We start from the raw sequence: 21353 nt of genomic DNA, 5'->3' as shown, positions 1-21353 counted from the left end.
CAATCAATAAATTTGCACGACCCCCTTGTTATACTATAAACTTAGAGAGGAATGGGGGAAATCAGCCAATGGAAGTATCACACGTAACACTCGAACCAAATAAAGATAGTCGCCCCGCAGTATTAACAATCGGTAAGTTTGACGGGGTTCATCTTGGTCACCAAACCATTTTAAATACAGCTTTATCCATCAAAAAAGAAAACGAAATTTTAACTGCTATCAGTTTCAGTCCACATCCACTTTGGGCTTTAAAACAAATCGAAATATACCGCGAAATGCTCACACCAAGAATGGAAAAAGAACGCTGGCTCGCGCATTACGGGGTAGACCATCTCATCGAAACAGCTTTTACACCAAGGTATGCGGAAACAACACCAGAAGAATTTGTTACGGACCATTTGACCAATTTACAATTATCGCATATCATCGTTGGTTCTGAGTTTAATTTTGGAAAAGGGCGCGATTCTGATGTGGATTTACTCCGGGACCTTTGCAAGCCCTATGGTATCGGCGTCACATCTGTCCCAGTGATTGAAACAAACCAAACAAAAATCAGCTCCACAAACATTCGAGCTTTTATTCGGCGCGGTCATTTCCTAGAAGCAGAACAACTCCTTGGTCACCCATGGTACATTACAGGAATGGTAGAAAATGGTGAAATGGTCGGCTTGGATGATTATGTTCTTCCTGCAACCGGCACTTATCAAACCGACAAGAACCTCGTAAAAGTAACGAATAGCCGAACTATCAAAGTAGATTTACCAGACGGACTACAACAATTACATATGAAAAATGAACTTTCCTAGTCATTAGGAAAGTTTTTCTTTACATTTTATGAAATTAGTAATATACTAATTTAGTAAATTACTAAAATTTAAAAGGAGAAGTCTAATGAGGATTCCAACTACCTTAAAACATAAACCAGTGATTGTTGCTGAAAATTACGAAGAAGTAGACGGTAAAAGCGCGTATCACTCGGATGCTAAAGGTCTTTCACTTGGTCTTGCGCAGTGGAATGATCGTGGAAAAGTAGATATTTCAGCCAAAGTTTGGCGTCATACGGGCGATAAATGGTCGCGCCAATCCGAAGAGCTTCCGTTACACCGCGTACTTGACTTAGCTATTTTAATTGCAAGAACGAAGGTTCATTTCAAAGATGCTTACCGTTTACCTAATTTTTACGATAAAGAAAATCCAACGCTTGATCGTATCGGCTTGCAAGGAGATGCGCTGACTATCGCAGTTTGTGAAGATAACGAGTATATCGACGAAGACATTCAATTATTTGAACAAGCATTAAAAAATGATGATGAACTACTCAGCGAACGCCTCAAGACACTTAGCAAACTTTTACAAGAAGCAGGATACTAAGGATGTGAAACAAATGGATAAAGAAAACCGCAAAGAGCTGATTCGGGCATACAAAGAAAAAGCCCCTGACGCCGGAGTATACCGTTTTATCAGTACAAAAACTGGCAAATACTTCATCGATAATACAATGGATTTAAAAGGAATAGCCAATAAGCTTGCTTTCGGAGTGAAAATTGGAGCAGGAAATATGCTACCACCAGAAATGGCAAAAGAAGCAACTGAACATGGTATCGACACCATTCAATTTGAAATTCTTGAAAAAGTAGACATTAAACCCGAAATGACAAAAGAAGATATTAAAGAAGAAAATGATGTACTTCTCAGTTTATGGCTAGAACGCGAAGATATTTAAGGCCTCTCCAGACGAGAGGTCTTTTTTTAACAGTTAAAATTGTACAATAAAAAGATAATTTAAATAAAAATACACTAAATGTCTACATTTTTTGTGTGAATTAATGGTATACTAATAAATGACTATAAAAAAGGGAGGTTTTACAACATGAATCCAAGAAAACCAGAATTCATTCTAACATTAATAGCAGGAATTACAGGTATTATCGCTGGTATTACAGGAATCGCAGGTGGAGGTATTCTTGCTGCTTTATCTGGTAGCGAAGAACTATCTGGTGCTGCAACAATGTCTACTACTGATACAGAAGCACTTGCTGCTGCTGGAGGTTTCGCAGTAATTTTATCTGCAATCGCTTTAGTTATTGGTATTGCTTTGATTGTTTTCGCAGTATTAATTAAACGTAATGCGAAAGTATTTGGTATCTTAACGCTAGTAGCTGGTGTAGGCGGTTTCTTCTTAGTTAGCTTACTATGGATCGTTCCAGGCGTACTTGCAGTTATCGCAGGTATTATGTGCCTAGCGAGAAAAGTACAAACTTTCTAAAAGGGGCTTTAGAAAAAATAGATTGTAACAATTTGAGAAATCATTTTGTTTACAGTCTATTTTTTTTACAAAAAAAGTACTGGAAATCAGTAAATGTTTCTCAAACTTCACATTTTATTCACATTTTAAATATAATTCAGAAAATTGAGTCTGGTTTTAGTACTTGTTAATTTTATGTTGATTGTATACTGGATAAGTACCAATTTCATAAATAAGCGTTTATACATCTAGGAGGAATGATTAACTACATGAAAAAAACACTCACAATGTCGCTACTAGTCGTATCTCTCGTCTTAATTAGTTTTATTAGTTCTCCAAATGCCAATGCAGCCGAAAAGAGTATTTTAACATCACCGAAACCAATAATTGAGGTTTTTCCTGATGAAAATATGGCTAAAGTAATAGCTGAAGTCACTTATAAGAGTAGTTCAGCAGATGAAGTATCTCAGGCAGATTTAGATAACATTACAAAGTTAGATGGCAGCACCTCTGACAGTATGCCGGGGCCAATAATTTATTCGATAGAGGGTGTCGAGTATCTTCAAAATTTATCGGAATTTGATATTTCTGGGCAGTCTGTAAGTAACATTTCACCGTTAGAAGGATTATCAGAGTTAGAAACTGTATATATTTCTGAAAATAATATTAATGATTTATCACCACTTAGTAAATCTCCAAAAATAAAAATATTAGATGCATCGAATAATAATATAAGTGATATAAGCACACTTAGCTCATTGCCAAATTTAAATTCGGTAAGACTAAATAATAATAGTATAAGTAATATAAGTGTGTTAAGAGATTTCCCGGCAAACCAATTTGTTTATATTTATTTGGCCGATAATAAAATCAAGGATATTAGCCCGCTCGCTGGTAAATCGTTTCAACAATTAACACTTAACAATAATGAAATAAGTGATATTAGTCCGTTAAGTAAGATGACACTATATTCAGAGGATCCATTGACAGATGATTTTTATATTGATATTAGCAACAACCACATTAGTGATATTAGTTCGTTGAAAAATGCTGATTTTGGCAAATTAGATTACTTTTTTGCAGAGGATCAGAGTATTGTCAATCAACCCAAAGCTTTTTCTACAAATTTCACACTGGAAAATAAAGTGAAAAATATCAATGGAACACTTGTGACGCCGAAGAATATTAGTAATGGCGGTAGTTATTCAAATGCTATCTTATCTTGGCAACTTCCAAGCTTTGTAGCAAATCTAAATTATTCTTTTTCTGAGACAACTCAGATTGGCAGGTCAACAGGGGAATTTAGTGGGAAGGTCACACAATCCCTTGTTGGAGGATATACAGTAACCTTTGACAATGAAGGAACATTATCTACAAGGACTTTTGCCAGTGATGAATTAGTAACTGAACCCGCAAAGCCTAGCAAAAAAGGGTTCACGTTCACTGGTTGGTACGATGCAAAAACTGGTGGAAAGAAATGGAACTTCGCTACAGATAAAATGCCAGCAAACAATATGACACTATATGCTCAGTATGAAGAACAAACAACAGATCCAGTTGATCCTGCAAGTCCAGTTGCCCCAACAAAACCAACAGATCCAGTTAAACCGGATGAAATAGTCTCCTCCGAGGGATCGGGTGATATGGAGATTAAGGGAGAACAATCTGGAACTATAGCGGCATCAGAAAACGCAACTTCTTTAGATGACTCAAAACAACAAAGAACACTACCAAAAACAGGTGATACTAACTTATACTTGGTGCTGATTGGGCTATTATTTGTTGGATTTGCTAGTTTACTTTGGAAGAAAAAACAAATTTAAGCCATTCAAAAAGACGATAAACCTCGGTTTATCGTCTTTTTTTATTAATTATTATTCAGATTTACAGCTGATTCTTTCTCCAAAGAACAATGGCAGAACTTAAAAGCAAGATTCCTACTAGTGAAGGAATTAGTGGACTCTTATCACCAGTTTTTGGAAGTTTTGGCATTCCTACTGTGCTTGATTCTGCTTTTGTTATCGATTTATTAAAAGTTGTTTTGTTCGATGGTGATTTTTCTGAACTGTCTTCTTTTTGATATACAAAAGTGACTTTTTTCGGTGTTTGATCAAATGTTCCGAGCTCATTAGAGGGCTCTTTTTTTAGTGTGTATCCTGTTATTTCTTTATGAGTGATTTTATACGTTTTTCCAATTTCTCCTTCTACTATTAAAGGATTACTGATTGGCGTGTTTGTGGAATCAACAAATTCTACTTCGACTTTACCAATTTTTGCTTTTAGTAAAGATTTGTCTTTAGTGTACACGTAATTAACGCTTTGTTTAGTATCAGAAAATGTACCGTTCGCATTTGTTGGTGTTGTAGTTAGCTTATAACCTTGAATTGTTTTGGCAAAAGAAGAATAGGAATCTCCAATATTGCCATCTAAGACAGTTTGTTCTGCTAACTCTTCACCTGTATCGCTCACATAATTAATTGTTACAGATTCAGCTGGGATAATATTTTTAGTGTAAATGTAATTCACTGTTTGTGGGTCTGCTGTTAATTTTCCGTTGGCGTTTGCTGGTGTTTCTACTAATGTGTATCCTTCAATCGTTTTTTCTGTAGAAGTATAATCATCGTCTATAAAACCAGTGAATGTTTCTGATGGTGCTAGTTCTTTACCTTTATCATCAACATATTTTACAGTAACTGGTTTAGCAGGAACGGGGTCTTTTGAATAAACATAAGTGACTGTTTGTGGATCATTTAAAAAAGTACCGTTCGCATTAGCTGGCGTTTCTGTCAGTGTGTAGCCAGGAATCGTTTTAGCTTCAGACGTGTAATTTGCTTCTAATAAACCTTTTAAAGTTTCAGAAGGAGCAATTGTTTCTCCTGTGGTACTTTTGTATTCGACTGTGACATCGGAGCCTTCTGGAGGAGCTTCCACAACGATTGGCACCCGTACTTTTGCAAATGGATTGGAAGCAGTTGATAAGGTGCTTTTAATCGTAATGAAACCTTCACCTTCTGTTGTGGCTACCCCGTTTTCAAGCGTTGAAGAACCGTCGTCATAATATTCGAATTCATGAGTAGGATATAACGCATTATTTGAAGCTAATCCAAGTTTGGATTTATCAGGAGTCAGTTGTTTAAAGTCTGTTTTGTAAGGAACTACGATAGGATCGCCTTTATAAACCAATTGATCTTGCTTTTGACGATAATTGTAATTCTCTAACATGTTTCCGCCATTATTATAGTTATCTAAATAATCAACAGGAACATCTGAAGTAATTTGATTTCCTTCTGTATCTATAATTAGTAGGCCACTGCGGCTAGCCCATTTAGTTGTAAAAATCTTATCAGGAATGGAAATTAAATTGTTATTACGAACATCGAGACTTGATAAATGTGAAGACATATTCGTAACTTCTTCAGGAATTTCACTAATATTATTTCGTTGTAATAGAAGTGAATTTAAAGCTGGTAGGTCATAAACAACTGTTGGTACTTCAGTCAACTTATTATCATAAAAACTTAGAAAGGTTAGCTTTTTAAGTTCGCCAATACTTTCTGGTACTTCAGTCAAAGTTCCTCTTGTTATATAGAGCCTAGTTAAATTTTTATAGTCTGTTATATTATCAGGTATAGAAGAGGCGCCCACTGGATCAAGAGAAGTGAGGCTTTCTACATCTGCTAGTGTAATATCTTCTCGTTTTTTATTGAGATTTCTCTCTGTTGCTGAGATGAAAGCTTCGTTACCATCTAATTCTGTTTCAATCCAGGACGTCGGTTCAGTGGTAGCTTTTGGGAAAGTGAAGGGGACGAGTGTTGCGAGTAACATGGAGCAAATGAGGATTAGAAAAGTTTTTCTCAAGAGGTATTGCACATCCTTTTATAGTTTGTTTTATTATTTATGAGTTAATTATAGTCCTTTCCCATATTTCCGTAGTACTAAAATCAGACCTAAAAATCGCGTATGATTTCTTAAATGTGACTATTTGGTGACGAAATCACAAAAATGGCGAAAAACAGGGTTTGTTCAAATTTAGACCCGATTTAACTGTTTTATAACTATTTTAGATGCTGTTTAGACTAAAGGGAGCTATTTATGGGGTATTGATTTGAATGCTTTTTTGAATTGGGAAACAAGTAGTGTCAATGTGTTATTAGATTTTTCTTCTATGGATACTTGTTTTGTTCACGGGAATAATTTTTGATTTTTTGAGGTAAATGTGTCAAAGAAAAGTGCTTGTAAATCAAAAGGTATGCTGCTTTTATGATATGAAATGTTCGAAAAATGTTCACAAATGGTGATTTTAGGTACCTTATTAGGCATTTTAATAATATTGTTTAGCGTATAATTTTAGGAGTAATCAAAAACACTGGAGGTTATACATTAATGAAAAAAGCTTTACTTTGTCTTTCTGCTGTTGTTCTCTCATTAAATTTTGTTTGGGATCATCCCATTTCCGGAATAGCATCAGAAACAACAAAAGAAACAAATCAACCAATTAATTTAAATCAAAGTAATACAGATATTGTTACTTCTGAAGATTTAGGAGGACAAGCGTGGTTAATCAATGAGGTAAATAGACAATTAGCTCCGAAAAAAGTCGGTGTTGATCTAACTTTTGAGGATTTGGCTAAGATTAAGACCATTTCTTTAAGCAATAGGTCGCTTACGGGAGAAGTCCCACCGGAGATTAAAAACCTAGTGTCTCTCGAAAGACTTTTGCTTTATAGTAATAATTTATCAGGGGAGATTCCTAGTGAATTAGGTCAATTACAAAAATTAACAGAACTGCGCTTAGATTATAATCAATTCTCAGGAAAAATTCCGGATGGTCTTGGAAATATTCCTTCCATCGCTTTGCAAAGTAATAAATTAGTCGGGCAACTACCTTTAAGTTTGTATGAAAATAGAACTGGCGCAAATGAAGTAAATGTTTCTGGTAACCAAGTAACGATTAACAGTCAAAAACCAGAACCAAGCGTTTATTCAGCGTATACGTTCATTTATCCAGCTAATACACCAGAGTATAGCGGTCATATTAAAGCAAATAATTCTTATATTTCTAATCTAACTAATGATATGGAGCTTACGCCATTTTTAAAAAATAGTCCTACATTTATTAATTTACAAGTAGTATATATGTTTGACTCGGAATTGTTTGATGGCCATGATGTGACGATTACCGATACGAATGATGGCAAAGTGCTTTATGACGGGAAACTGACTTCTGACGTGAGTATTCCATTAACCAACTTTAAATCAGGCATACATGTAATTAAAGTAGTTCTTGATAATGCGACCAATAATCCTCAAAATCAAGCCACTTTTTTAATTGATATTTTACCGGTTAAGGCAAAGGATTTAACGGTTAAATATGTGGATGAAACAGGGGCAGAGATTCACGAGTCGCAAACGGTAAGTGGAAATGTAGGCGATGACTATGATGTGACGACACCTGAATATGAACTAGCAATTGATAAATACGAACTCGATACTAACCAACTACCAGGAAATGCAATCGGGACACTTAGCTTAGACGAGCAAACGGTCACTTATGTATACAAAAAAGCAGACGGCGCACCAGTCACAGTAAAATTTGTAAACCAAAATGGCGAGGAACTAACCACTTCAGATATTTTAACAGGTAAATTAGATGATACGTATCAAGCTGAAGCAAAAGAAATTGCTGGATTTACATTAGATGAAAGTAAACTGCCAACAAATGCAAGTGGCGTATTCGAAACAAACTCGCAAACAGTCACTTATGTTTATCAAGCAGTACCTGCGAAAATTAAAGCGCACGATTCGACGATTTATGTAGACGATGCATGGAGCGGAGAGGACAATTTTGATGGTGCGATAAATTCAGTCGGTACCGCTGTTTCCTTTAGTGATGTGCAGGTGGACGGTGAAGTTGACACCACGAAAGCAGGTATTTATCCAGTCACTTATAGCTTTGGCGGCGAATCAATAACGATTAATGTAACGGTTAAAGAAAAAGCCATTCCAGCGCCTCCAGTTACACCGCTAAACCCTGTAGTACCAGCGCAACAAAATAACGAAACTACACCAGCTAAAAACCACCAAACATCAGCAGATAAGACAGAAACAATAAAAATAACGCCAACTCAAAGTGAAAAATCAACTATAGCTGGTAAATTAAAACTTCCAACTACTGGCGATAAACTTTGGGATAGCGTTTTGTATAGCATGTTTGGCTTAATATTTGTATTTGCAGCGCTTGGATTATTACGCCGTAAACACAAACAAAATTAAATATCTAAGGAGTCCTTATCTATCCGATAAGGGCTTTTTTTATTGACTAAAAATTCTTCGTCTACAAGCTCTGTGAGTAAATTAGATATGTTTGGCTGGGTTGTACGGCAATATCTTGCAAGGACTGACTGATTGATAAAGTTTGGTAACACAATCTCATTTCTTTCTTCATCTTCAGTGCCCATCTCTACAGCAAGATTTTCTAAAGCCATGTAAATCCGTTCTTTAGGTGTTTTTGCAATCATTCCAAGTAGTGCATAGTGGCGAGCAAAAACGTCAGCAATACTTGTCAAAAGAAAATCATTTACATCAGGTTTGACCGATAAAATGTTTAGTAAAAAGTCTGCTTCTATTTTATAGAGCACCATTTGCTCACTCATGACGGTAATACTATGTTTTTTCTTTGGAAATGACGAGAATGCGTCAATCCCTAACACATTATTTGGAAGAACGAATATTGAAATATAGTTTGTTTTTCTTAAATTGTCCTCTAATTCTACCGCAGCATAACCTTCCACAACAAAAAAGATATGTTTTGCTTTTTCTTGTTCAAAAATAATTTTTTCATTCATTGTATAGGTTTTCTTTGTTACATATTTATAGTAGTCAGGAAATTCTTTTAGATAACTGAGCACTGTATTGAATTTTTCCGTCATTAGGACCACTCCTTTTTTACATATTTACCCATTTATTATACCTTAATTCTTTTCAAAAAGAGTTATGAACAGTTTGTGACTCCTGCTAAAGTCGCTTGGAGAGAGGGATAAAAGTTTGAAAAGAAATTTTGTAGTGAGAAAAACGCTTGCTCGGTATATGAAGTATATAAATGAAGCGATTTTCCTTTGATATAGTACATTCATAGCCAGTGTGACCCAGGTGGTACGGTGATACGGACAGACAGGCGAAAGGAGGAAATTATGAAGTTTGATGATAGTAAACCCATTTATAAGCAAATCGTTCATTATATTCATACAGAAATTGTTACAGGAACATACGAGGCTGGTGACAAGCTACTATCTGTAAGAGAATTAGCAACAAAGTTAGAAGTAAATCCGACAACCATCCAGCGAGCTTATGCAGAACTGGAAGAAGCGGGAATTATTTTCACCGTTCGCGGTACTGGTAAATATTTGACAGAAGATAAGAGGAGAATTGAGCAATTGGAAAATGACATCGCAAAACAACTTACCGAAAATTTTATTAGTGAAATGAGTAAATTAGGAATTAATAAAGAAAAAATCATCGCTTGGGTGAAAAAAGTAGAGGAGGTAGAAGTAAATGTTAGTGGGAAATAATCTTGCTAAATCCTATCCAAATAAATTAGTCTTACAAAATGTGGACTTCGAAGCAAAACCAGGCGATATGATCGTGCTCACTGGTGAAAATGGCAGCGGGAAAACGACTTTGCTAGATATGTTAGCAAATTTGAAGAGACCAGATAGCGGCGCATTACAACTAGATAATGAAGTTTTCATAACGAGTGAAATCCGTCAGCAAATCGCTTATCTAAACAATGAACTTTACGCTAAAAAAAGTATTACTATAGAAGAATTTATGAAACAACATGCGCTTCTTTTTGAAAATATGGATTTAGATAAGTGGGAAAGACTACTTTCAGGATGGCGCATTAGTAAACGTTTAAAACTTGGTGAACTATCGACAGGTATGTTGATGAAAGTGAAAATTGCTAGTGTTTTAGCAAGACAAGCCAAAGTGTATCTTTACGATGAACCATTTGCAAGTATTGATATTATGGCTCGTTCAGAAGTAATGAAGGCTATTATTAGCGAAACAGAGCCAGATGCTATCACGATTATTTCTTCGCATCATTTAGAAGGCACGGAAAAATTATATAACAAACTTTGGTTAATTAAAGATAATACATTAAAAACAATAGAAACAGAAACTTATCGCGAGAGAACAGGCAACTCATTAATCGATTTCTATAAGGAGGAAATGAACAAATGACAAAAATGACTACTTTTTATTTAAAACAAATTAGTCCTATTCTTTTGATTGGACTTGCAATTATCTTGGGGCTGAACTTTCTAGGGTTCACGATAAATCTACTGGAGGGAACGGATTTACTTTTTAGAGCGATTCGAGGAACGACGGTGATAAGCTTAATTCTCGTTCTTATCACGACTTGGAAAATCACGAAACTCGACACATCGAAAGAAAACTTAACGCTCGCTTCTCTTTCCGGATTTTCGGAAACAAAGAAATTTTTCGGAAAACTATTTGCTGCTTATTTATCAGCAATTGCAGTTATTTTACTTCAAAGTGCCTTTATTTGGTATTACGGTTTTGAAACAGGACGAATTGGAGCAGGTGATGCGTTATCGTTTGTATCTGGAACGCTGATGATGTTTTTATTTATCGCTATGTTTGTTTGTTACTTTGTTATTCCGGTAGGTTGGTTAAAAGATCACGTGAAGGCGAGTTCTCTTCAAAAAGCAGCCGTTATTCTACTTCTTTTCGCAATCCTAATAATCAATTTATTAGCTGAATACTACTTGCATATTTATAACAGTGCGGGAATTATCTCTATTTTGCCAAATGGTCATTTTGAAATTTCACTTCTTTCTATTATTTGGAATGTAGGATTATGTTCAGTTATTGCAGGCAGTTATATCTATATGAAGTCTAAAAAAATGGATACTATTTGAAAGTAGGAGAATACATGTTAGAAATTAAGCACTTAAAAAAATCTTACAAGCTTGGAAAGAAAAACGAGACTCCTGTTTTGAAAGATATTAATGTGACGATTCAAGACGGGGAATTTGCGGCAATCATCGGGAAAAGCGGTAGCGGTAAGTCCACTTTGCTGAATATTATTAGTGGGCTAGATACCGACTATTCCGGACAAGTTTTATACAATGGCGCTGATTTACAAGATATAGACTTAGACGCCTATCATTTTAATCATATTGGTTTTATTTTTCAAAGCTTTCATTTAGTTAACCATATGTCTGTTATTGAAAATGTCAAAGTTCCTTTATATTTGAATGCCGAATTATCGGAAAGTGACCGAAATGCGAGAGCGCTAGATTTGCTGAAACAAGTTGGATTAGACGAATTTGCTAGTAAAAAACCAACGCAACTTTCTGGTGGACAAAAGCAACGGGTAGCAATTGCGAGATCGCTTGCCAACAATCCAGATATGATTATTGCAGATGAACCAACTGGAGCGCTTGATAGTGTAACTTCAGAGGAAATCATTAAGCTATTAAAAACGTTAGCGAAACAAGGAACGACAGTCATCATCGTCACGCATGATTTAAATATTGCAGACCAAACCGATGCAGTATTACGACTAGCAGATGGAGAAGTAATTTCATTTGAACGGAAAAAAGAAGTTGTCCAAAGAGTGAGCCACAAAAATGAAAAAAAGTTACGTCTAAACTGGTGGGCGACTGCTAAAATTTCTTTTAAAAGCTTTTTCAATAGAAAGTTTCGGAATTTGCTCGTAGCACTTGGGACTTCGATTGGAATTATCGCTATTTTATTAGCATTCGGGCTTGGAAATGGAGTGAATCAAAGTCTTTCAAAGATTTTTGGAACGACTTTTTCACCTAACCAGATTACGACTTATTATAAAGAAGATGGTGGCTCGAAATCACCTGAACCGACTACTCCATTAACGAGTAGTGAAATTAAGAAAATTAAGCAATTGTATGAAGATGAAAACATTACTGAAATTTATGAAAGAACTACTGTCCAAGGCATTAAATTTGAATACGATGGCGAATATTTGAAAGGTATTTCTGGTGAAATGCAAGAAGCCAACTTTAAGCCATCACGCTATGAAGATTTGACTGTCAAAGATGAATATCTTCTAAGCGGGAAAATGGTGACAAGTGATGAAGCAGGAGCAGTTATCCCTTCTAATGTAGCAAGAGCTATTCTTGGGAAAAAGGATTCTGATGATTTAACAAAAAGTGACGGCGATAAACTCATTGGTAAAACAATAACCTTAGTTTATGCCGGAAGAAACAGCGATACAAAAAATACGGTCAAAATAGAAACAATCATTTCTGGTATTACAAATCCATCTAAAGAAGGTTTTGCTAGAGGATTTGACGTTTCTACAAAAACAATGAATGATTTTATTAAAACAACTGGTATTGAAAAACCGATTTTATCTGTAGATGCATTTACAAAAACAACAGCACAAGCAGAGGAAATCGTTGGAAAATATGAGGATGACAAAGACTGGGCGAATTATTCGATTACTAATGCGAATGCTTTCGTAGATACATTTAGCCAGTTTACCGATATTATTGTGTACTTGATTGCCTTTATTGCAGGTCTTTCGCTGGCTGTTGCTGGCGTGATGATTGCTATTGTGCTTTATATCGGTGTGGTTGAACGAACAAGAGAAATCGGGGTATTCCGAGCAATTGGTTATCGAAAACGTCATATTCGCGGACTTTTCATGATGGAAGCAAGCTATATTATTATTTTAGCAAATGTACTATCAAGTCTTGTCGCCGTGACAATTGCAAAAATAGCGAGTCCTATTTTAGAAACGAACATTGGTTTTGAAGATATGATTCACATTTCGTTCTGGAATTTCCTTGTCACACTCGCAATAACAATTACAATTGGCTTTATTTTCTCGATTTATCCAAGTAATAAAGCAGCAAAATTAGATGCAGCAGAAGCTTTAAGATCAGAATGACCCAACTAACAGAAAAGAGGAATTTAACATGAAAAAACCACTAAAAATCAGCTTAATCGTCGTAGGAATCGCCGTAGTCATATTTGCAGGAGTGATGCTATCCTACCGTTTTATTAAATCAATGGACGTTACTGAAAATGCCGAAATAAACAAATCAGCTACAGGAGATCACGTATTGCTGGCAACTCAAGGTAGTAAATTTAAAGACAGCGTAATGGATCAAGTGAAAAAAGACATGGAAGGCAAAAACGTACATGTTTCGATTATCGATACAACAAAACTAGACAAAGTAAAAGCAGATGATTATGACAAAGTAGTTCTATTCACTACAGTACAGTCCGATGATATTCCAGAAAACGTAACCACTTTTATGAATGATAATAAAGATAAAAGTATCCATATTGCGGTAACAGCAGATTCTGGCCGTTGGGATGATAAACCGAAAGATATTGACGCTATTTCGGAAGCATCGAAAGCAGAAAACAAACAAGATTTTGTCGATGATTTAACGAAAGCAATCGTAGCGGAATAAGAATAAGAAAGCACTCACCTTTAGGGGTGAGTGTTTTTTAATATCAGATAAATTTACTAAAAACGCTATATCGTTATTCCCATTTTAAAATATGCTATACTTAGGGACAAATAAACCTCAAGAAAAAGGCGGGTGGTAGTCATTGAAGAAGAGTAGAACGGTTCAAATTCTTTTCGTTTTTTCCGTTATTGCGCTAGTTGTTAGTGTTGTTGGTGTAGCGTCAATTTGGTACGGGCAAAAAAATCATCAAGCAAATAATACAAATTCAGCTGCCAAAAAAGATACTACTGTAACGAAAAAACAAGATACCTTTAAAATAACTGCACTCGGCGACTCACTTACATATGGCGTTGGTGATACAGAAGGCGGTGGGTATGTTCGGGTTGTGGAAAATTTCTATAAACAAAAAGAGAAAAATGTCGAGAACGTCAATCTTGCTATTAGCGGGGCGAAATCAGGACAATTACTCAAACAATTGGAACAAAAAGAAGTACAGAATCAAATAAAATCAGCTGATGTAGTCTTAATGACAATCGGCGGCAATGATTTATTTCGCGGCGGGGAAGCACTTGATGATTTCAAAAGTGATGCGATTAAACAAGCCGAAGCAAGCTACACGAATAACTTAAAACAAATTTACCAAACGATACGAAAATTAAATCCATCCGCGCCAGTTTTTCATATTGGGCTCTATAATCCGTTTATGTCGTTAGAAAATGCGAGTGAGATGTCGGCTGTTGCGAATGAATGGAATTTAGAGAGTCAAAATCTATCACAAAATGAGAAAAACATTATTTACATTCCAACCTTTGATTTATTTCAGCAAAATGGAGCGTCTTATTTAGCAAGTGATAAATTCCACCCAAATCATGCGGGATACCAGTTTATCGGTAATCGGGTGACAGAAGTGATACAGACGGGAGGGGGAAAAGGCGATGACGGAGCTAGCACTTCAAGTAACTAACCTGCATAAAAAAATCCGCAAACGAGAAATTATTAAAGGGATTTCTTTTGAAGTACAACCAGGAGAAGTATTCGGTTTTCTAGGACCAAATGGAGCGGGCAAAACAACTACGATTCGAATGATCGTGGGGCTGATTAAACCAACATCTGGAATGATTTTAATTGGTGGGAAAGATATTCGGAAAAATTTCACCGAAGCAATGCGCGGTCTTGGCTCTATCGTGGAAAATCCGGAATTCTATACATTTTTAACAGGGCAAGAAAATTTGGCGTATTTTGCCCGAATGGATCCCTCGATAAAAAAAGAACGTATTCAGGAAGTAACCGAGCTAGTGGGGCTAGAAAAACGAATAAATGACCGAGTTTCTACTTATTCACTTGGTATGCGCCAGCGTTTAGGCATTGCTCAAGCGTTACTTTCGAATCCGAAATTATTAATTCTTGATGAACCAACAAACGGTCTCGATCCATCTGGAATTCATGAAATGCGCGACTTTATCCGTGCGCTTGCCAGAAATGAAGGAATTAGCGTGCTTGTGTCTTCCCATTTATTAAGTGAAATTGAGCTTTTATGTGATCGAGTAGCGATTATGACAGACGGGACGATTATTAAAACCGACCAAGTTTCACATCTCCTTAGCTCCCGCGCACAATTACGCTGGCTGGCGACTCCTTTTGAACAAGCCAAAGCATTTTTGGCAAGTGTAACCGAAGTCGAAGTGGACGGCGAATATCTCGTGACCGCAGTGAACGAACATAGCGCCGAATGGAACGAACAGTTGGTTGCAAAAGGCATTCAAGTCCATGAAATCGACAAGAAAAAACCATCTCTCGAAGACCTATTTCTTGAGTTAACAGGAGGTCATTCGATTGATTAATTTAGTCTATAATGAACAATTAAAACTTTGGCGTAAAAAACGACTCATTGTTATTTTGGCGCTAGTGGCAATTATCGTAGCGATTTTTACGTATGCACAGTTCCGGCAGCATCAAGAAGACGAAAAGCAAGCTGGTACAAGCGATTGGCATGTGCAAACCCAGCAACAAATTGTCGACCTTGAAAATCGACTTGGCACAGGGCGACTGCCAGAAGAATATCAAAAATATTTCAAAGTGCTTGTCGGGCAACTACAATATTATTTGGATTATGACATCAACCCAAATGCACCTGGAGCACCAACTTTCTTAAAAACGTTTGTCGAAAATGGAATTAGTTTATTGTTTCCGCTTTTTATCATGGTTATAGCAGCTGACTTAATCAGTGCTGAAACAAGTGCGGGAACGATGAAATTCCTGCTGACAAGGCCTGTGAAGCGATGGCGGATTTTGACGAGTAAATATATATCGATGTTGCTCTCGATTTCCGCGATTATGGTATTATCTGCCGTTATTGCCTATCTGATTTCTGGAATTGTGTTTGGTTACGGTGGCTGGGACGCACCAGTTCTCACCGGATTTGGCATGAAAGATGGTGCTGTGACAACAACAGATGTTTACCAACTGCCGGTTTGGCAATTACTACTCATGGAATTTGGCCTCGCCTGGTTTGTCAGTGTCGTGGTCGGAGTGTTAACAATGTTTGTATCGGTGCTCGTCCGCTCCACAGCTGCCGTAATGGGAATTATGCTTGCTTCACTCATTACCGGAACGATTTTAACCAATCTCGTCAGCTCTTGGCCAAGCGCGAAATATTTATTTATGGTTAATTTACAACTTACCAACTATCTAAACGGCTCCAGTCCACCAGTTGAAGGAATGACATTAAGTTTTTCGATGCTCGTGTTAACCGCGTGGATGGTAGTCGCTTTCATCTTATCCTATTTTATTTTCACAAAACGAGACGTGTATTAAAGGGCGCTTAATGGCGCTCTTTTTTGCGTCCATTAAAAGTTACTTACTTTTTGTGAGCATAAAACTTTTCTTTTTAATAGTTTAGTTATAAACTATAGTTAGTAATCAAGAAGGAGGTACAAACAAATGATTAAAGGCATTCATCACGTATCCGCGCTAACCAAATCATTTAGCGAGAACCATCATTTTTATTCAGACATATTAGGGCTACGGCTCGTAAAAAATACAGTAAATCAAAGCAATATTCACATGCGCCACCTATTTTACGGGGACTATACAGGAAGCCCCGGTACCTTGTTAACATTTTTCGAAGTACCTCGCATCGGCTCAAGCTACAACGAGCGCGCCTTTTTCGGTAATATCACCCTTGGAATACCAAAAGACACAAGCTCTTACTGGGAAAAAAGGCTAAACGATTTTGCCATTTCTTTCAAAAAACAAGACCAGACTTTTAGATTACAAGATCCCGATACAATGGGCATAATCCTAACGGAAATACCAGAAACCATTTCTAACCCAACCATCCACACCGATATACCAGTCGAAAAACAAATCGTTCGAATTATCGGCGCAGACTATCACGTACCGGACCCAGCTGCATCTAGTCAATTTTTCACAGAGCTTTTTGGGTTAAAGCAACAGAATGGGGTAATAGTAGATAAGAGTGAAATGAGTTTTATGAAACTTTACGCTACTAAATCAGACAAAAAATCCCGCACAGGACGCGGAACAATCGATCATATTGCATATACTTTAGAAACGAAAGAAGCTGTTGATGAACTTCATAATTTAGCAGTGAAAAACGACTTGAAAATTGAAGAATTCGTTGACCGCGAGTATTTTAAAAGTCTCTATATTCGCGAACCAGGTGGCTTGAGAATTGAATTTGCTAGCGCTGGCCCCGGTTTTGCTATTGACGAACCGCTTGAAACAATGGGCGACCACTTAGCCTTACCAAGCTTTTTAGAAGGAAAAAGAACAGAAATAGAAACTTTTTTTGGAGGAGATTTATCATGATTAAAGAATTAAAAGGAATTCACCACGTAACAGCAATGACAAGTAGTGCGGAGAAAAATTATGCGTTTTTTACAGAAGTTTTAGGAATGCGTTTAGTGAAAAAAACCGTCAACCAAGACGATATTCATACGTATCATTTGTTTTTCGCCGATGACAAAGGTTCAGCAGGAACGGATATGACATTTTTTGACTTCCCTAATTTACCAAAAGGACGTCACGGCACAGACAGTATTTCTCGTGTATCTTTCCGTGTACCAAGTGATGCAGCGCTTGAATACTGGCTTGACCGTTTTGAACAATTAGAAGTTCCGCATAGCGACATCCAAACATTATTTGGCAAAAAATATCTTACCTTCCAAGACTTTGACGACCAACAATTACAACTGATTTCTGATGAAAATAACGAAGGAGTTGCAGCAGGAACACCTTGGAAAAAAGGACCAGTTCCAGAAAAATATGCGATTTACGGTTTAGGACCAGTATTTTTAACAGTAGTTTCGCTCAAAAATATGGAAGCAATTTTACAAACTATTTTTGGCTTCAGAAAAGTGACAGAAGAAGATGGGCTTCATTTATACGAAGTGGGGGAAGGCGGAAACGGGGCGCAAGTGATTGTGGAAGAACGTACCGATATTCCAGCTGCAATGCAAGGTTACGGCGGTGTACATCATGTAGCTTTCCGAGTAGAAGACCACGAAGAATTGCAAAAATGGATTGACCGTATGAATACAATCGAAGCGCCCAACTCTGGCTATGTAAACCGCTTCTACTTTGAATCATTATATGTACCAGTTTCAGAACGAATTTTATTTGAATTCGCAACAGATGGTCCGGGTTTTGCAGGCGATGAACCATACGAAACACTTGGTGAAAAATTGGCATTACCTCCATTTTTAGAACCAAAACGAGCTGAAATTGAAAAAATGGTCCGCCCAATTAATACGAAAAGGAGCTGAAAAACGTATGGAACACATTTTTATTCCTGGAAAAAATAACGATTTAGCACCGTTATTACTGCTTCACGGGACAGGTGGCGATGAAAAGTCGCTTGTTGAAATAGCGGAATTTATTAATAGTGATGCTGCTGTTTTATCATTACGCGGTGATATTAAAGAAAGCGGAGCAAATCGATTTTTCAAAAGGTTTCATGATGGCAGCTTAGATTTAGAGGATTTGGAGCTTAAAACTGCAGAATTAATCAAGACGACACGCGAGTTAGCAGAGCAATATCAACTGGATTTTGAACGAATGATTGCGGTAGGTTATTCGAACGGTGCCAATATTGCAGCCAACGCGCTACTACAAGCAGAAGATAGTTTTCATAAAGCAATTTTGTTTCACGCGATGCCAGCTGGAAATAAACAACCCGAGTTTTCAATTAGCCACCGCAACGTATTTCTGTCAGCGGGCTTAAATGATCCACTTATTACCGCAAAAGCATCCGAAGAATTAGTAGAAATCCTCGAAAAACGGGGCGCGAAAGTCGAAACAGTTTGGACCGCGGCTGGACATTCGCTTACGATGGAAGAACTTGAAGAAGCGAAAAAATGGTATCAAAACAACCAGAAATGAGGTAAATAAATGGCTATTTTTAAAAGTGCAGATTTATCCCAAAAAGAAAACTATAAATTTTTAACAGGAAGTATTATTCCACGACCAATTGCTTTTGTAACAACACTTGCTGAAGACGGGGAGACGGTTAACGCCGCCCCGTTCAGTTTTTTTAATGTCGTTTCGAGTGATCCGGCAATAGTATCGATTGCGGTTCAACGCGCAGATGGCAAGCAAAAAGATACAGCGAGGAATGCGGCTTTTACGCAAGAATTAAACATCCATATTGTTAGCGAGGAATTTGTGGAAGAAATGAATAAAACTGCGGCAAGACTTGCACCAGATGTGAGCGAAATCGATAAGACAAGCTTGCATTTAGAGCAAGTTCCTGGAATGAAAACTCCGAAGATTTCCGAGGCCAATATCGTCCTTACAGCTAAACTAGAACAAATTATTCCAATTAAGAATGACGCTGATGAGGTTGTTTCTGATTTAATTCTGGCACGTATTTTGACGTACGATTTTGCAGATGAAGTGTTTGACGAAAAGCATCACTATATTTTACCAGAAAAGCTTGCGCCGGTTGCTCGTTTGGCCGGGAATGACTACACGAATCTTGGGGAGATTTTTCGGATTGAAAGGCCAAACTAACGAGAAATAGTTGCGAAACAAAGGCCATCATGTTAAACTAGGGGCATCTAAATTGAACGGAGGGTTGCCCATCATGCGTTATATTAGACTACGTTTCCCAAAAAATCTATGCAACTAATTTAATAGTGCGGGAATATCCATGCTTATTTAGTATGGGTAACGGGATTGGTCTTGCGTGCATGTATGGCACCCAAAATAAATATGGGTAGAATGAAGGCGAAATACTTTCATTTAAAGGCAAGCTAGTATCTTTTGATGCTGTTTTTGTGTTTTCATCTACTCAAAAACCCTGACCGCGCTGAATCTATTTCAGGAGGTCCTTTTTTATGGGAAAAAATGTATTAATCGTTGGTGTTAGCCAAAAACAAAAAGATTTTGATTATTCAATGGAAGAATTAGCCAATTTAGCGGCTGCAAATAATATGGAAGTAGTGGGCGAATTACGACAAAATATCGATCGTGAAAATCGTGCTACTTATGTTGGAAAAGGAAAAGTGGACGAAATCAAAGGCTTAGCAGAAATGCAGGATGCCCGCTTGATTATTTTTAACGATGAACTTTCGCCGTCGCAAATTAGGAATTTAGAAGAAGCGCTCGAGCTTGAGGTAATGGATAGGACTGGGCTAATACTCGCTATCTTTGCAAACCGAGCAAAAACTAAAGAAGCTCAACTCCAAGTCCAAATCGCCAAATTACAATATGAATTACCGCGAATTTTTGGACAAGGGGAAGACATGGACCAACAAAGCGGAAAAGGCGGACTCAGCAACCGTGGTTCTGGTGAAAAGAAAATCGAAACCGACCGTCGTACCATCAAACATCAAATCCGCCATTTACAAAAAGAACTAGACATGCTCGTAGATGACCGCGAAGTTCGTCGTCGCAAACGGAAGAAAAATGAGATTCCTGTGGTGTCACTTGTTGGATATACCAATGCTGGAAAATCAACGACGATGAATGGTTTAGTACGTGCTTATAGCGAAACTGCGGACAAACAAGTTTTTGAGAAAGATATGCTGTTTGCTACGCTTGAAACAAGTGTGCGCGAAATTGTTTTACCGGATAACAAGCAATTTTTACTCACAGATACAGTTGGTTTTGTTAGCAAACTTCCGCATCAATTAGTGAAAGCATTCCGCTCCACACTAGAAGAAGCACGCGATGCAGATTTACTCATACATGTGGTAGATTATTCCGATCCGCATTATAAAACAATGATGAAAACCACTGAAGAAACGTTGAAAGCTGTTGGTGTGGAGGACATTCCAGTTATTTATGCTTACAACAAAGCAGATTTGATAGAAGGAGAAATTTATCCTAAGCAAACGGAAAATACAATTGTCTTTTCAGCGCGCGAAGAAGAAAGTTTGGAATTTCTAACCGAAGTAATTCGTAAAGAACTTTTTGCTAGCTATGAAAAAGCGACCTTTTTAATTCCGTTTGAAGCGGGGAATGTTGTTGCTTATTTAAACGATCATGCAGATGTTTTAGCTACTGAATACTTGGAAAACGGCACAGAAATTGTGGCTGAAGTTAGTCCGGCCGATTTACAGAAGCTAGCAGAATACCAAGTAGCTGAGTAAAGC

Annotated in this window: 21 protein-coding genes; 19 read left to right on the top strand and 2 right to left on the bottom strand. The window is 37.1% G+C overall.

All coding sequences use genetic code 11. The features are described from left to right. Positions 1-68 precede the first annotated feature (68 nt). The 5 genes from AC4PG8_RS04600 to AC4PG8_RS04580 all read left to right on the top strand — a co-directional run bounded on the left by AC4PG8_RS04600 (position 69) and on the right by AC4PG8_RS04580 (position 4068). A complete protein-coding gene (locus AC4PG8_RS04600; protein WP_185547062.1) occupies positions 69-806 on the top strand; it encodes an FAD synthetase family protein in 738 nt (245 codons plus the stop codon). A gap of 85 nt (positions 807-891) precedes the next feature. Next, complete coding sequence (locus AC4PG8_RS04595; protein WP_492170081.1) at positions 892-1371, top strand: DUF6530 family protein; 480 nt, start codon at positions 892-894, stop codon at positions 1369-1371. A gap of 13 nt (positions 1372-1384) precedes the next feature. After that, the gene (locus AC4PG8_RS04590) at positions 1385-1723 is read left to right on the top strand and encodes a GIY-YIG nuclease family protein (protein WP_003770936.1); all 339 of its coding nucleotides are present in this window, start codon (positions 1385-1387) and stop codon (positions 1721-1723) included. Positions 1724-1870: 147 nt separating this feature from the next. Then, positions 1871-2266 (top strand): DUF4064 domain-containing protein, encoded by a 396-nt coding sequence (locus AC4PG8_RS04585; RefSeq protein WP_003770937.1) that lies wholly within the window; start codon positions 1871-1873, stop codon positions 2264-2266. Positions 2267-2514: 248 nt separating this feature from the next. Further along, the gene (locus AC4PG8_RS04580; protein ID WP_492170080.1) at positions 2515-4068 is read left to right on the top strand and encodes a leucine-rich repeat domain-containing protein; all 1554 of its coding nucleotides are present in this window, start codon (positions 2515-2517) and stop codon (positions 4066-4068) included. Between the two features lie 61 nt (positions 4069-4129). Here AC4PG8_RS04580 and AC4PG8_RS04575 read toward each other — a convergent pair whose 3' ends face one another. Continuing rightward, the gene (locus AC4PG8_RS04575) at positions 4130-6070 is read right to left on the bottom strand and encodes a MucBP domain-containing protein (protein ID WP_446669708.1); all 1941 of its coding nucleotides are present in this window, start codon (positions 6068-6070) and stop codon (positions 4130-4132) included. A 558-nt stretch (positions 6071-6628) separates the two neighbouring features. Between AC4PG8_RS04575 and AC4PG8_RS04570 the strand changes: the two genes are divergently transcribed. Next, a complete protein-coding gene (locus AC4PG8_RS04570; RefSeq protein WP_492170079.1) occupies positions 6629-8518 on the top strand; it encodes a MucBP domain-containing protein in 1890 nt (629 codons plus the stop codon). Here AC4PG8_RS04570 and AC4PG8_RS04565 read toward each other — a convergent pair. Beyond that, positions 8515-9174, bottom strand: coding sequence for a Crp/Fnr family transcriptional regulator (locus AC4PG8_RS04565; RefSeq protein ID WP_070753473.1), 660 nt, complete (start codon positions 9172-9174; stop codon positions 8515-8517). The two genes, AC4PG8_RS04570 and AC4PG8_RS04565, sit on opposite strands and share 4 nt — an antisense overlap. 261 nt (positions 9175-9435) lie before the next feature. Here AC4PG8_RS04565 and AC4PG8_RS04560 point away from each other — a divergent pair, with 261 nt between their 5' ends. The 13 genes from AC4PG8_RS04560 (at position 9436) to hflX (ending at position 21350) form a co-directional block, all read left to right on the top strand. Continuing rightward, a complete protein-coding gene (locus AC4PG8_RS04560) occupies positions 9436-9813 on the top strand; it encodes a GntR family transcriptional regulator (RefSeq protein WP_045553502.1) in 378 nt (125 codons plus the stop codon). After that, the gene (locus AC4PG8_RS04555) at positions 9797-10486 is read left to right on the top strand and encodes an ATP-binding cassette domain-containing protein (RefSeq protein WP_492170078.1); all 690 of its coding nucleotides are present in this window, start codon (positions 9797-9799) and stop codon (positions 10484-10486) included. Before AC4PG8_RS04560 ends, AC4PG8_RS04555 begins: the two co-directional genes overlap by 17 nt. Beyond that, the gene (locus AC4PG8_RS04550) at positions 10483-11187 is read left to right on the top strand and encodes an ABC transporter permease (protein WP_492170077.1); all 705 of its coding nucleotides are present in this window, start codon (positions 10483-10485) and stop codon (positions 11185-11187) included. The genes AC4PG8_RS04555 and AC4PG8_RS04550 overlap by 4 nt, the downstream gene beginning before the upstream one ends. A 14-nt stretch (positions 11188-11201) precedes the next feature. After that, a complete protein-coding gene (locus AC4PG8_RS04545; RefSeq protein WP_492170076.1) occupies positions 11202-13202 on the top strand; it encodes an ABC transporter ATP-binding protein/permease in 2001 nt (666 codons plus the stop codon). Positions 13203-13230: 28 nt separating this feature from the next. Continuing rightward, positions 13231-13734, top strand: coding sequence for a hypothetical protein (locus AC4PG8_RS04540; RefSeq protein WP_003731229.1), 504 nt, complete (start codon positions 13231-13233; stop codon positions 13732-13734). 142 nt (positions 13735-13876) lie between these two features. After that, positions 13877-14698: an SGNH/GDSL hydrolase family protein gene (locus AC4PG8_RS04535; RefSeq protein WP_185505321.1), complete on the top strand. Its 822-nt coding sequence runs from the start codon at positions 13877-13879 to the stop codon at positions 14696-14698. Next, positions 14670-15575 carry an ABC transporter ATP-binding protein gene (locus tag AC4PG8_RS04530; RefSeq protein WP_492170075.1) on the top strand — a complete coding sequence of 302 codons (906 nt, stop codon included), beginning with the start codon at positions 14670-14672 and terminating at the stop codon, positions 15573-15575. Before AC4PG8_RS04535 ends, AC4PG8_RS04530 begins: the two co-directional genes overlap by 29 nt. Beyond that, complete coding sequence (locus tag AC4PG8_RS04525; RefSeq protein ID WP_492170074.1) at positions 15568-16548, top strand: ABC transporter permease; 981 nt, start codon at positions 15568-15570, stop codon at positions 16546-16548. Before AC4PG8_RS04530 ends, AC4PG8_RS04525 begins: the two co-directional genes overlap by 8 nt. Before the next feature lie 126 nt (positions 16549-16674). After that, the gene (locus tag AC4PG8_RS04520; protein WP_492170073.1) at positions 16675-17565 is read left to right on the top strand and encodes a VOC family protein; all 891 of its coding nucleotides are present in this window, start codon (positions 16675-16677) and stop codon (positions 17563-17565) included. Further along, a complete protein-coding gene (locus tag AC4PG8_RS04515) occupies positions 17562-18521 on the top strand; it encodes a ring-cleaving dioxygenase (protein WP_185485116.1) in 960 nt (319 codons plus the stop codon). Before AC4PG8_RS04520 ends, AC4PG8_RS04515 begins: the two co-directional genes overlap by 4 nt. Positions 18522-18528: 7 nt before the next feature. Then, the gene (locus tag AC4PG8_RS04510; RefSeq protein WP_185510435.1) at positions 18529-19137 is read left to right on the top strand and encodes an alpha/beta hydrolase; all 609 of its coding nucleotides are present in this window, start codon (positions 18529-18531) and stop codon (positions 19135-19137) included. Positions 19138-19146: 9 nt separating this feature from the next. Then, positions 19147-19767 carry a flavin reductase family protein gene (locus AC4PG8_RS04505; protein WP_492170072.1) on the top strand — a complete coding sequence of 207 codons (621 nt, stop codon included), beginning with the start codon at positions 19147-19149 and terminating at the stop codon, positions 19765-19767. Between the two features lie 326 nt (positions 19768-20093). Then, entirely contained in the window at positions 20094-21350 is a 1257-nt protein-coding gene (gene hflX, locus AC4PG8_RS04500) for a GTPase HflX (protein ID WP_492170071.1), read from the top strand. Positions 21351-21353: the final 3 nt, after the last annotated feature.

It is taken from the genome of Listeria sp. MAN/IMW/UF555 (assembly GCF_058684075.1).
The sequence above is the reverse complement of the archived record's forward strand: the minus strand, read 5'-3'. Positions and strand labels throughout refer to the sequence as shown.